The following is a 12,350-nucleotide window of genomic DNA, read 5'->3' on the forward strand; positions in this document are numbered from 1 at the left end:
ATATCCACCCCATCCGCCATGAGCCCCGCGTCCGACACTCCTACCCCTGGCCTGCGCGTGCTGCTGATCGATGACGGCGCGCACCGGGTCGATCTGATCCAGCAGGAGCTGGCACGGCAGGGCTGCGATGTCGTCGGCGTGATCGATTCGGCGACCTTGATCCATGACTGCGTGCTGCGGCTCAAGCCCGATGTGGTGATCGTCGACAGCGAGTCGCCGACGCGCGACACGATGGAGAACCTGGCCACCTTGAATGCGCAGATGCCGCGGCCGGTGGTGGTGTTCTCCGAGGACGGTAGCGACGACCCGATGCGTCGGGCGCTGAAGGCCGGGGTCAGCGCCTATGTGGTGGCGGGGCTGCGCCCGGACCGCCTGGCGCCGGTGCTGCAGGTGGCGATCGCCCGCTTCGAGCAGGACCTGGCGTTGCGCCAGCAACTCGACAAGGCCCAGGCCCAGCTCAGCGCGCGCAAGCTGATCGAGCGTGCCAAAGGCATTCTGATGAGCGAGACGGGCCTGGACGAGGACGCCGCCTACAAGCGCCTGCGCCGCCTGGCGATGGATCGCGGCGTGCCGCTGGTCGAAGTCGCGGAGCGTGTCATCGGTGCCCAGAACCTGCTGCGCCCCACATGAGGCCCGACATGAGGCCCGATCGCACCAGGCTGGCGCATCGCGCCGGCAATCGGTGCGCTTTTCGCGCAGCCGCTTGCGTTGCTGCCTGGGCATGCCGCTGGCACGGCTCCTGCTAGACAGACCACGAGGCCCGCAACGGCGTGGGCCTCGCTCTCAACAAGGTTCTAGGACAAAGGCGTCCGATCTCCTCCGCTCGTTGCACGGGTGGCAGGTGATCGTGGCGCCTTTTTCCATTTCTGGTTTGTCTCGGAGGTCTTCTCAATGCGTTTCAGCAATACGTCGAAGGATGGTGGGCTCATGAGTGAAGAGCGACGCAAGCTCCTGGTGGGCGGTGCGGCGGCAGCGGCCGTCGGCAGTCTGAGCCCCCAGGTTTGGGCGGCCGGCTCCGACAAGCCGGAGAAGGAGGAGGTGCGCATCGGCTTCATCCCGCTGACCGACTGCGCCTCGGTGGTGATGGCCTCGGTGCTGGGCTTCGACAAGAAATACGGCATCAAGATCATTCCGACCAAGGAAGCCTCCTGGGCCGGTGTGCGCGACAAGCTGGTCAACGGCGAGCTCGACATGGCCCATGTGCTCTACGGCCTGATCTATGGCGTGCACCTGGGTGTCAGCGGGCCGAAGAAAGACATGGCCGTGCTGATGACGCTGAACAACAACGGCCAGGCGATCACCTTGTCGAAGAAGCTGGCCGATAAGGGCGCGGTCGACGGCGCCAGCCTGGCCTCGCTGATGGGCAAGGAGAAGCGCGAGTACACCTTCGCGCAGACCTTTCCGACCGGTACTCACGCGATGTGGCTGTACTACTGGCTGGCCAGCGTCGGCATCAATCCGATGAAGGATGCAAAGGTCATCACCGTGCCGCCGCCGCAGATGGTGGCGAATATGCGGGTCGGCAATATGGACGGCTATTGCGTCGGCGAGCCCTGGGGCCACCGCGCTATCGTCGACGGCATCGGCATCACCGCGGTGACCACGCAGGACATCTGGAAGGATCACCCCGAGAAGGTGCTGGGCACCACTGGCGACTTCGTCAAGAAATACCCGAACACCGCGCGCGCCGTCATCATGGCCGTGCTGGAGGCCAGCCGCTGGATCGATGCCGGCCTGCAGAACAAGCTGAAGATGGCCGACACCATCGCCGAGAAGAGCTATGTCAACACCGGCGTCGACGCGATCAACCAGCGCATCCTGGGCCGCTACCAGAACGGCCTGGGCAAGACCTGGGACGACCCCAACCACATGAAGTTCTTCAACGACGGCGCGGTGAACTTCCCCTGGCTGTCCGACGGCATGTGGTTCCTGACCCAGCACAAGCGCTGGGGCCTGATCAAGGAGCACCCGGACTATCTGGGCGTGGCCAAGCAGATCAACCAGGTGGAGCTCTACAAGCAGGCCGCCAGCCAGCTGAAGATCAGCGTGCCCAAGGAGTTGATGCGCAGCTCCAAGCTGATCGACGGTGTGGTCTGGGACGGCAAGGACCCCGCCAAGTATGCCGATGGATTCCGCGTCAAAGCCTAAGGAGCTCCCCATGGTCAGTGCCGTTTTTCATTCGCCGAGCGAGGCCAGCAGCAGCGGCCCGATCTCGGTGTCGCTGCCGACGCCCGACGCACCGACGGTGCTGGCTGCGGGCGTTGTTGCGCCCGCTCCCAGGCCGCGCCGCCACCTCGACATGAACAGCCTGTGGATGCGCGTGCTGCCACCGGTACTGGGCCTGGCGCTGTTGATAGGCATCTGGGGGCTGCTGACGCAAAAAGGCGGCAGCTTCCCGACGCCCGGCGCTACCTTCGCTGCCGCCGTCAAGCTGTTCGCCGACCCCTTCTACAGCAATGGGCCGAACGACCAGGGCATAGGCTGGAACATTCTGTTCTCGCTGCAGCGCGTGGCGGTAGGCTTCGGCCTGGCCGCGGCGGTAGGCATCCCGCTGGGCTTCATCATCGGCCGCTTCGAGTTCGCCAACCGCATGTGCTCGCCGCTGATCAGCCTGCTCAAGCCGGTCTCGCCGCTGGCCTGGCTGCCGATCGGCCTCCTGGTCTTCAAGAGCGCCAACCCGGCCGCGATCTGGACCATCTTCATCTGCTCGATCTGGCCGATGGTGGTCAACACCGCGGTGGGTGTGCAGCGGGTGCCCGAGGACTATCTGAACGTCGCGCGGGTGCTCAAGCTCAGCGAGTGGAAGATCATCAGCAAGATCCTGTTCCCTGCCGTGCTGCCCTACATGCTCACCGGCGTGCGCCTCTCGGTCGGCACGGCCTGGCTGGTGATCGTCGCGGCCGAGATGCTGACCGGCGGTGTCGGCATCGGCTTCTGGGTCTGGGACGAATGGAACAACCTCAATGTCCAGCACATCATCATCGCGATCTTCGTGATCGGCATCGTCGGCCTGGCCCTCGAATGGCTGCTGATGGCGGTGGCCAAGCACTTCTCCTACAACGACTGACGGAGCCGACATCATGAGTGCAAACAAGGCCTTTATCGAAGTACAGTCGGCCGAGATGGTGTTCAACACCCGCAAGGGCCAGTTCCACGCGCTGCGCGACATCCATCTGCAGGTCCAGAAGGGCGAGTTCATCACCTTGATCGGCCATTCGGGCTGCGGCAAGAGCACCTTGCTGAACCTGATCGCCGGCCTGCTGCGGCCCACGTCCGGCGTGCTGCTGTGCGACAACCGCGAGATCACCGAGCCCGGCCCGGAGCGCGCGGTGGTGTTCCAGAACCATTCGCTGCTGCCCTGGCTGACCTGCTTCGAGACCGTCTATCTGGGCGTCGAGTCGGTGTTCGGCGGCCGCGAGCTGAAGCGTCAGCTCGCGGAGCGCACCGATGCGGCGCTGGACCTGGTGGGCATGGGCCATGCGATGTTCAAGCGTCCGCACGAGATTTCGGGCGGCATGAAGCAGCGCGTCGGCATCGCCCGCGCGCTGGCGATGGAGCCCAAGGTGCTCTTGATGGACGAGCCCTTCGGCGCGCTTGATGCGCTGACCCGCGCCCATCTGCAGGACGAGCTCTTGAAGATCGTCGCGCGCACGCACAGCACCGTGGTGATGGTCACGCACGATGTCGACGAGGCCGTGCTGCTCTCCGACCGCATCGTGATGATGACCAATGGGCCCGCTGCCACCATCGGCGAGATCTATGCCGTCGACATCCCGCGCCCGCGCAGCCGGGTCGAGCTGGTCGAGGACCCGGTCTATGTGCATGCGCGCAAGGCGGTGATCGACTTCCTCTACACGCGCCACGCCGCGCCGGTCGAGAAAAAAGCCGCCTGATTGATTTTTCGTGGTGCCTGCTGCTCGCTAGCTCCGTTGGGGCTGGGCGGGGCGGCGCTCAGCCTGGAGCTGCTGTGATGATGAACGACAAGAAATTGAAGCTGGTGATGGTGGGCAACGGCATGGCCGGTGTGCGCACGCTGGAAGAGCTGCTGAAGATCGCCCCCGATCTCTATGACATCACGGTGTTCGGTGCCGAGCCGCATCCCAACTACAACCGCATCCTCTTGAGCCCGGTGCTGGCCGGCGAACAGACGATAGCCGAGATCATCCTGAATCCGCTGTCCTGGTATGCCGAGCAGGGCATCACCCTGCACCTGGGCAAGACCGTCACGCAGATCGATCGCATCCGCCGCAAGGTGATCGCCGAGGATGGCACCGAAGCCGAGTACGACCGCCTGCTGATCGCCACCGGCTCCAGCCCCTTCATCCTGCCGGTGCCCGGCAAGGAGCTGGATGGCGTGATCGCCTACCGCGATATCGCCGACACCAACGAGATGATTGACGCGGCGACCAAGTACCAGCACGCCGTCGTGATCGGTGGCGGCCTCCTGGGCCTGGAGGCGGCCAACGGCCTGATGCTGCGCGGCATGCAGGTCACTGTCGTGCATATCGGCGACTGGCTGATGGAGCGCCAGCTCGACGACCAGGCCGGCGAGCTGCTGCGCAAGTCGCTGCAGGCGCGCGGCCTGAGGTTCATGCTGGGCGCGCAGACGAAAGCGCTGATCGGCGGCAAGGACGGCCGGGTGATGGCCGTGCAGTTCAAGGACGGCCAGGAGATCCCGGCCGACCTGGTCGTGATGGCCGCCGGCATCCGACCCAATACCGCGCTGGCCGAGTCCGCCGGCATCCACTGCAGCCGCGGCATCGTCGTCAGCGACACGATGCAGACGGTGACCGATCCGCGCATCTACTCGGTCGGCGAATGCGCGGCGCATCGCGGCATCGCCTATGGCCTGGTCGCGCCGCTGTTCGAGCAGGGCAAGGTCTGCGCCACGCATCTGGCCCAGTTCGGCATCGGCCGCTATCTGGGCAGCCAGACATCGACCAAGCTCAAGGTCACCGGCATCGATCTGTTTTCTGCCGGCGATTTCATGGGGGGCGAGGGCTTCGAGGAGGTCGTGATGAGCGACCCCTTCGCCGGCGTCTACAAGAAGCTGGTGATCAAGGACGACAAGCTGGTCGGCGCCTGCCTCTACGGCGACACGGTCGACGGCAGCTGGTATTTCAAGCTGCTGCGCGAGGGCCGCAAGATCCACGACATCCGCGACAAGCTGATGTTCGGCGAGAGCAATATCGGTGATGTGGGCCACCAGGGCGTCAGCAAAGCGATGGCCATGGCTGACACCGACGAAGTTTGCGGCTGCAACGGTGTCACCAAGGGGACGATCTGCAAGGCCATCAAGGACAAGGGCCTGTTCACACTGGAGGAGGTGCGCAAGCACACGAAAGCCAGCGCCTCCTGCGGCTCCTGCACCGGCCTGGTCGAACAGCTGCTGATGTTCACCGCCGGCGGCGACTACTCGGCCACGCCGAAGAAGAAGGCGATCTGCGGCTGCACCGAGCTGAGCCACCAGGACGTGCGCGATGCGATCTTTGACCAGCACCTGACCAGTCTCGACGCCGTCTACAAGGCGCTGGCCTGGAAGACACCCAACGGCTGTTCGAGCTGCCGACCGGCGCTGAACTACTACCTGATCTCGTCCTGGCCCAAGGAGGCCCAGGACGATCCGCAAAGCCGCTTCATCAACGAGCGCGCCCACGCCAATATCCAGAAGGACGGCACGTACTCGGTGATCCCGCGCATGTGGGGCGGCGAGACGACGAGCTCGGAGCTGCGCCGCATCGCCGACGCGGTGGACAAGTACCAGATCCCCACCGTCAAGGTCACCGGCGGCCAGCGCATCGACCTGCTGGGCGTGAAGAAGGAAGACCTGGTCCATGTCTGGAAGGACATCGGCATGCCCTCGGGCCACGCCTATGCGAAGGCGCTGCGCACCGTGAAGACCTGCGTGGGCTCCGAGTGGTGCCGCATGGGCACGCAGGACTCGACGCAGATGGGCAAGGATCTGGAGCGCGCGATGTGGCGCATGTATGCGCCGCACAAGGTCAAGTTCGCGGTGTCGGGCTGCCCGCGCAACTGTGCCGAGGCGGGCATCAAGGACGTCGGCATCATCGGCGTGGACTCCGGCTGGGAGATGTATGTGGCCGGCAACGGCGGCATCAAGACCGAGGTGGCGCACTTCTTCACCAAGCTCAAGACCGCCGCCGAGGTGCTGGAGTACACCGGCGCCTTCATGCAGCTCTACCGCAAGGAGGGTTGGTATCTGGAGCGCACCGTGCATTACGTCAGCCGCGTGGGCCTGGACTATGTGAAGGCCAAGATCCTCGACGACCACGAACTGCGCCGCACGCTGTGGGCCGAGCTGCAGCACGCGCTCGATGGCGAGCCCGACCCCTGGTTCGACTTCGACAAGGCCAAGGTCGATCTGCGTCAGTTCGACGCGCTGCAAGGAGCTTGAGCGATGAGCGACATCTGGAAAGAAATCTGTGCCGTGACCGACATCCCGGTGCTGGGCTCGCGCCGCGTGCAGCGCGCCCAGGGGCCGCAAGTGGCGCTGTTCCGCACCGCCGACGATCAGGTCTACGCTCTGCTGGACCGCTGCCCGCACAAGGCCGGGCCGCTGAGCCAGGGCATCGTGTTCGGCAAGGCCGTGGCCTGCCCGCTGCACAACTGGACCATTGCGCTGGACACCGGTTGCGCGCGCGAGCCCGACGAGGGCAGCACGCCCCGCTTCAGCGTCCGCATCGAAGGGGGCCAGGTCCTGCTGAACCGGGCCGAGCTGGACACGCTGGCCATCGAACTGGCGCCGGTCAAGGCCGGCCCCTGCACACGGGCCTGCTGAGATCATGAGGCAAGAGACGCGCAGCACCTGTCCCTACTGCGGCGTCGGCTGCGGCGTGATCATCGAGAGCCAGGGCACGCAGATCACCGGCGTGCGCGGCGATCCCGATCACCCGGCCAACTTCGGCCGCCTGTGCAGCAAGGGGTCGACCCTGCACCTGACCGCGACGCCCATGGTGCTGCAGACCCGGCGCCTCTTGCAGCCGGCCCTGCGCGCCGCGCGAGGGGCGGCGGCCGAGGCCGTCGGCTGGGCTCAGGTCAATACGCATATTGCCGAGCGGCTTGCCGCGATCCGCGCCGAACACGGCCCCGATGCGATCGGCTTCTACATCTCCGGCCAGCTGCTGACCGAGGACTACCACGCCTTCAACAAGCTGGCCCGCGCGCTGATCGGCACCAACAATATCGACAGCAACTCGCGCCTGTGCATGAGTTCGGCCGTGGTCGGCTACAAGCAAAGCCTGGGCGCCGACGCGCCACCGGCCTGCTACGAAGACCTGGAGCAGAGCGACTGCCTCTTCATCGCCGGCGCCAACCCGGCCTGGGCCCACCCCATCCTGTTTCGCCGCATCGAGGATGCGCGGCTGAAGCGGCCGCAGATGAAGATCATCGTCGTCGACCCGCGGCGCACCGAGAGCGCCGAGTTCGCCGACCTGCATCTGCAGATCCAGCCGGGCAGCGATGTCGCGCTGTTCCAGGGCCTGCTGCATGCCTGCATCTGGGAGGGTTGGATAGACCAGGGCTTCATCGCCGCCCATACCGAAGGCTTTGCCGAGCTCAAGGCCCTGGTGCGGGCGATGACGCCCGCCGCCGCCGCCAGAATCTGCGGCATCCAGGAAGCCGATCTGCTGCAGGCCGCGCAGTGGTTCGCCCAGTCGCCGGCCAGTCTGTCGCTCTATTGCATGGGCCTGAACCAGAGCACCAGCGGCACGGCCAAGAACACCGCGCTGATCAATCTGCATCTGGCCACCGGCCAGATCGGCCGGCCCGGCGCCGGCCCCTTCTCGCTGACCGGCCAGCCCAATGCGATGGGCGGGCGCGAGACCGGCGGCATGGCCACCTTGCTGCCCGGCCACCGCGATCCCGCCAACGCGGCCCACCGGGCCGAGATCGCCAGGCTCTGGCAGGTCGACGCGCTGCCCGAGACGCCCGGTAAGACCGCCATAGAGCTGTTCGAGGCCGCCGCGCGCGGCGAGATCAAGGCCTTGTGGATAGCCTGCACCAACCCGGCCCAGTCACTGCCAGAGCAGGCCCTGGTGCGCCGAGCGCTTGAGCGCTGCGAGCTGCTGATACTGCAGGAGGCTTTTGCCGACACTGCCACGGCCGCCTATGCCGATGTGCTGCTGCCGGCCGCCACTTGGGGCGAGAAGGAGGGCACGGTAACGAACAGCGAGCGCCGCATCAGCCGGGTGCGCGCCGCAGTGCCACCGCCCGGCAGCGCACACGCCGACTGGGAAATCGTGCGGGACGTCGCCCAGCTGCTGGAAAAACGCCTGGGCGCGCCGCGCCGCTTTGGCTACGAGCGGCCCGAACAGCTGTGGCTGGAGCACCGCGAGGCCACGCGCGGTCGTGACCTCGACATCACCGGCCTCAGCTACGGTCTGCTGGATAGCGCCGGCCCGCAGCAATGGCCCTTCCCCGAGGGCGCCGGCGTAGGCCAGGCGCGGCTCTACCAGGACCGGCGCTTTGCCACGTCCGACGGCCGTGCCCGCTTCATCAGCCAGCCCTTCAAGCCGGCGCACGAGCGCGCCGATGCCAAACATCCCTTTGTGCTGAGCACTGGCCGTCTGCGCGACCAGTGGCACGGCATGAGCCGCAGCGGCGTTGTGCCCCGGCTGTTCGGGCACGAGGGCACACCGGTGCTGCGCATGAACCCGCAGGACATGCCGCGACGCGGCCTCAAGAACGGCGATCTGGTGCGCGTGCGCTCGGCCCGTGGCGCGCTGACCCTGCCGCTGCTGGGCGATGCCGCGATCGCGCCGGCCCAGGCCTATGTGGCGATGAGCTGGGGCCAGGAGTTCGTCTCCGGCCGCGACGCCGAGGGCCGGGCCTTGCTGGGCATCAATGCCATCACTCAGCCGGCTTTCTGCCCCGACTCGCGCCAGCCCGAGCTGAAGTTCGCTGCGGTCGACATCCAGCGCCTGGAGCTGCCCTGGCGGCTCTCTGCTGCAGTCTGGGACGATCAGGCCGGCGCCGCGCTGCGCGCGCTGCTGGGCGAGCTGGACTATGGGCACTGTGTCCCGGTCGCTGGCCCCGAGGGGCGCCAGGGCTGGAGTTTCGAGGGCGCCAGTGCCGCACCGCTGGCACCGCCGCTGATCGAGTGCTTCGCCGCCGCGCTGGGCCTGCGGGGCGCGTCGGTGCTGCGCTATGCCGACACGCGGCGCGGCCGCACCCGCCTGCTCAAGCTCGATGACGACGGCCAGACCCTGCATGGGCTGCTACGCGTCGGGGAGGCGGGCGAGGGCGCCTGGCTGCAGGCGCTGTGGCGCGAGGCCGCTGCGGTGGCGCCGCATGGCCGCCGCCTGCTGGCCCCCGAGGCCGGCCCGGCGCAAGACCTGGCCCCGCGCAGCCCGCAGGTCTGCAACTGTTTCGATGTCTCCGAAGCCCGCATCCGGGGCCAGCTGGCGCAATGCGCCGGCGCCGATCCGGCCGAGCGTCTGCGCGCCCTGCAGGGCGCGCTGCGCTGCGGCACCCAATGCGGTTCCTGCCTGCCGGCCCTGCGCCGGCTGGTCGATGCCACCCCTTGCGAGCTGACAGCATGAACACCACCCCAAGCAATCCCATCGCCCTTGTCGGAGCCGGCCCCGGCGACCCCGAGCTGCTGACCGTCAAGGCGCTCAAGCGCCTGCAGGCGGCCGATGTCGTGCTGGTCGACGATCTGGTCGATGCCCGCGTGCTGGCGCTGCTGCAGCCTCACACCCGGGTGCTGAAGGTCGGCAAGCGGGGCGGCTGCGTGTCGACCGAGCAGCGCTTCATCCACGAGCTGATGATCCGCGAGGCACGCAGCGGCGCGCGCGTGGTTCGACTGAAGGGCGGCGATCCTTTCGTCTTCGGCCGTGGCGGCGAGGAGGTCGACGCCTTGCGCGCCGCCGGCCTGGAGGTCGAGATCGTTAACGGCCTGACCGCCGGCCTGGCCGGGCCGGCCAGCATCGGCATCCCGGTGACCGACCGGCGCTGCACGCCGGGCGTGGCCCTGGTGACTGGCCATAGCGCTGAGGGCAGCGGCGACGGCGGCCGCGCGCCCGACTGGGCGGCGCTGGCCAGGAGCGGCCTGACCCTGGTGATCTATATGGGCGTGGCCCGCTGCGCCGACATCGTGGCCCAGCTGCGCGCGGCCCGCCTGCGCGGCGACATGCCGGCCGCAGTGATTGCTGCAGCGCACACCGAGCGGCAGCGCCAGGCGCTGACGAGCCTGGACGGGCTGGTCGAAACGATACTCGCGCAAGGGCTGGGCAGCCCGGCGATTCTGGTGATCGGGGAGGTGGCGGCGCTGGCGAATGCCAGCGTGGTAAATCCGCCCGGCCCGGCCGTACAGGTCCGCGCCTGACAGTCGCAGCGCTTGCCCGGCGGCCGCGCTACTTCATGTCCTTGGGCATCCGACGAATCTGGCTCAGCTCGTCTGCCGCCTGCCGTCCCGCGTCTTGGCGCGCCTTGTCCTGCGCTGTGGACACGCACTTGGTGCGGGTGAAGCGTGTTCCGGTCGGAGCGTCCTCGAAGCACACAGGCTTGGCCTCCGCGACGACCGCTGGCGTTTCTGTCTGCGATGGCGGCGATGTGCCCGCACAGGCGGACAAGAGCAGCAGGGCTGCAGACGAATAGATCAATTTCATTTTTTAGCTCCCTGTCTATGTCGACGCGCGAGCATAGCTGTCGCGCCGCAGGGGATGGGCACCAGCCGCGAGTTTTGTACTCGGGATTTGCCCTGATTTCGGTACTTCCCCCATCCGTCAAGGCCGTGACGGGAGATGGGTTGCCTCAGCCTGATCCCAACCTGAACCTGCTCATCAAGCCCGCCAGCTTCACCGCCTGATCCTGCAGTGAGGCGGCGGCGGCGGCGCTTTCTTCGACCAGGGCCGCGTTCTGCTGCGTCATCTGGTCGAGCTCGCCGACCGCGCCGCTGATGCGGGCGATGCCGCCGCTTTGCTCGCTGGCGGCGCTGCTGATCTCGCTGATGATGTCGCTGACCCGGCCGACGCTGGAGACGATCTCGTCCATCGTGCTGCCGGCGTCCTGCACCAGCCGGGCGCCGGTCTCGACCTTGTCGACGCTGGCCCCGATCAGGCCCTTGATCTCGCGTGCGGCCTGGGCGCTGCGCTGGGCCAGGCTGCGCACCTCGGCGGCCACCACCGCGAAACCGCGGCCCTGTTCGCCAGCGCGGGCCGCTTCGACCGCCGCATTCAAAGCGAGGATATTGGTCTGGAAGGCGATGCCGTCGATCACGCCGATGATGTCGGATATCTTCTTCGAGCTGCTGTTGATGTCGTCCATCGTTGCGACCACCTGGCCGACCACGGCGCCGCCGCGCTGCGCGACCTCGGCGGCGCTGCCGGCCAGTTGCTTGGCGGTGGCGGCGGCGCTGGCGCTGTGGCCGATGGTGCCGCTGAGCTCGCTCATCGCGCTGGCGCTTTGCTGCAGATTCGAGGCGGTGTGCTCGGTGCGGGTCGACAGGTCCAGATTGCCGCTGGCCACCTCGCTGCTGGCCACCTGGATGCTCTCCGAGGCCTGGCGCACCTGGCCGACGATATCGGCCAGCGACTGCTGCATCTGGCCCAGGGCCGTCATCATCGCGCTGGCTTCATCGCGGCCCTGGGCGGCCGGTGCGCGCCCGAGGTCGCCGGCGGCGATGCGGCTGGCCACCTGCTGCGCCTCGGTCAGCGGCGCGACGATGGACAGCGCGATGCGCCAGGCCAGCAGCAGGGCCACTGCGACAAAGACCGCAAAGGCCAGCAGAAAGCCGACAAAGATGCTCTGCACCATGCCGTCGACCTTGCTGAACACCGCCTCGGCGGTCTTGTTCAAAGTGGCCTCGATATCGGCCAGCATCGCGGCGGCCGGCTGATAGCCGGCATCGGCAGCCTTCATCGCCGCCTGGGCTTCCTGGGCGTCGGCATAGCCGCTGGCCAGCAGCTGAGCGGCCACCGGCGCGACCGCCTTGCGATAGATGTCGATATGGCCACGAAAGCGCTGCAGATTGTCCTGCGACTGCTGCGTGGCGGCGAGCTTGCCAAAGTCCGCCATCGCCTGATCCAGCCCCTGCTGGGCCTTGTCCCAGGCAGCCTTCGCGGCCTTGGTCTCGGTGTCCTGGAAGATCGAGGCCACCATGGTCGCGGTGGCGGCCTGGCTTTCCAGCAGCTTGCTGCGCGCCGCCACGGTGGCGTTGTTGACCGGGATCAGCTGCTGGGTGATGCCGGCCAGGCCTTGCTGGGCCACATGCATGCCGAAGCCGCCGATGGCCACCAGCAGGGCGGTCATCAGCACCAGCAGGCCGAAACCCAGCAGCAGGCGGGGGCGGATCTTGAAATTGCGCAACATCGAGGGGACCTTTGAAAGCG

The 12,350-nt window shown here is 67.4% G+C and carries 10 protein-coding genes; 8 read left to right on the forward strand and 2 right to left on the reverse strand.

Going from position 1 to position 12,350, the window contains the following annotated elements; translation table 11 throughout:
• Positions 1–18 precede the first annotated feature (18 nt).
• From PO768_RS07495 to cobA, 8 genes are all read left to right on the forward strand, one after another.
• Positions 19–630, forward strand: coding sequence for an ANTAR domain-containing response regulator (locus tag PO768_RS07495; protein ID WP_272645553.1), 612 nt, complete (start codon positions 19–21; stop codon positions 628–630).
• 297 nt (positions 631–927) lie between these two features.
• Positions 928–2,148 carry a CmpA/NrtA family ABC transporter substrate-binding protein gene (locus tag PO768_RS07500; protein WP_262970269.1) on the forward strand — a complete coding sequence of 407 codons (1,221 nt, stop codon included), beginning with the start codon at positions 928–930 and terminating at the stop codon, positions 2,146–2,148.
• A 10-nt stretch (positions 2,149–2,158) separates the two neighbouring features.
• Positions 2,159–3,067, forward strand: a complete 909-nt coding sequence (gene ntrB, locus PO768_RS07505; protein ID WP_137944831.1) for a nitrate ABC transporter permease — start codon at positions 2,159–2,161, stop codon at positions 3,065–3,067.
• 13 nt (positions 3,068–3,080) lie between these two features.
• Positions 3,081–3,893 (forward strand): ABC transporter ATP-binding protein, encoded by an 813-nt coding sequence (locus PO768_RS07510; RefSeq protein WP_272645554.1) that lies wholly within the window; start codon positions 3,081–3,083, stop codon positions 3,891–3,893.
• Positions 3,894–3,973: 80 nt separating this feature from the next.
• Complete coding sequence (gene nirB, locus PO768_RS07515) at positions 3,974–6,415, forward strand: nitrite reductase large subunit NirB (protein ID WP_272645555.1); 2,442 nt, start codon at positions 3,974–3,976, stop codon at positions 6,413–6,415.
• Positions 6,416–6,418: 3 nt separating this feature from the next.
• Positions 6,419–6,799, forward strand: coding sequence for a nitrite reductase small subunit NirD (gene nirD, locus PO768_RS07520; protein WP_272645556.1), 381 nt, complete (start codon positions 6,419–6,421; stop codon positions 6,797–6,799).
• A gap of 4 nt (positions 6,800–6,803) precedes the next feature.
• Complete coding sequence (locus PO768_RS07525; protein ID WP_272645557.1) at positions 6,804–9,560, forward strand: nitrate reductase; 2,757 nt, start codon at positions 6,804–6,806, stop codon at positions 9,558–9,560.
• Positions 9,557–10,345 carry a uroporphyrinogen-III C-methyltransferase gene (gene cobA, locus PO768_RS07530; protein WP_272645558.1) on the forward strand — a complete coding sequence of 263 codons (789 nt, stop codon included), beginning with the start codon at positions 9,557–9,559 and terminating at the stop codon, positions 10,343–10,345. The genes PO768_RS07525 and cobA overlap by 4 nt, the downstream gene beginning before the upstream one ends.
• A gap of 28 nt (positions 10,346–10,373) precedes the next feature.
• On the opposite strand, the gene PO768_RS07535 is transcribed toward cobA, so the two are convergent.
• Both PO768_RS07535 and PO768_RS07540 read right to left on the reverse strand, forming a co-directional pair.
• Positions 10,374–10,628, reverse strand: coding sequence for a hypothetical protein (locus tag PO768_RS07535; protein WP_272645559.1), 255 nt, complete (start codon positions 10,626–10,628; stop codon positions 10,374–10,376).
• A 145-nt stretch (positions 10,629–10,773) separates the two neighbouring features.
• A complete protein-coding gene (locus PO768_RS07540) occupies positions 10,774–12,330 on the reverse strand; it encodes a methyl-accepting chemotaxis protein (RefSeq protein WP_272645560.1) in 1,557 nt (518 codons plus the stop codon).
• Between the last annotated feature and the right edge of the window lie 20 nt (positions 12,331–12,350).

The organism is Paucibacter sp. XJ19-41 (assembly GCF_028462495.1).
In the GTDB taxonomy this organism is placed as follows: Bacteria; Pseudomonadota; Gammaproteobacteria; order Burkholderiales; family Burkholderiaceae_C; genus Roseateles_E.

Coding starts and splice junctions, on each gene's coding strand:
- ntrB (WP_137944831.1), top strand. CDS start 2,159: ATGGTCAGTGCCGTTTTTCATTCGCCGAGCGAGGCCAGCAGCAGCGGC.
- nirD (WP_272645556.1), top strand. CDS start 6,419: ATGAGCGACATCTGGAAAGAAATCTGTGCCGTGACCGACATCCCGGTG.
- PO768_RS07540 (WP_272645560.1), bottom strand. CDS start 12,330: ATGTTGCGCAATTTCAAGATCCGCCCCCGCCTGCTGCTGGGTTTCGGC.
- PO768_RS07525 (WP_272645557.1), top strand. CDS start 6,804: ATGAGGCAAGAGACGCGCAGCACCTGTCCCTACTGCGGCGTCGGCTGC.
- PO768_RS07500 (WP_262970269.1), top strand. CDS start 928: ATGAGTGAAGAGCGACGCAAGCTCCTGGTGGGCGGTGCGGCGGCAGCG.
- PO768_RS07510 (WP_272645554.1), top strand. CDS start 3,081: ATGAGTGCAAACAAGGCCTTTATCGAAGTACAGTCGGCCGAGATGGTG.
- cobA (WP_272645558.1), top strand. CDS start 9,557: ATGAACACCACCCCAAGCAATCCCATCGCCCTTGTCGGAGCCGGCCCC.
- PO768_RS07535 (WP_272645559.1), bottom strand. CDS start 10,628: ATGAAATTGATCTATTCGTCTGCAGCCCTGCTGCTCTTGTCCGCCTGT.
- PO768_RS07495 (WP_272645553.1), top strand. CDS start 19: ATGAGCCCCGCGTCCGACACTCCTACCCCTGGCCTGCGCGTGCTGCTG.
- nirB (WP_272645555.1), top strand. CDS start 3,974: ATGAACGACAAGAAATTGAAGCTGGTGATGGTGGGCAACGGCATGGCC.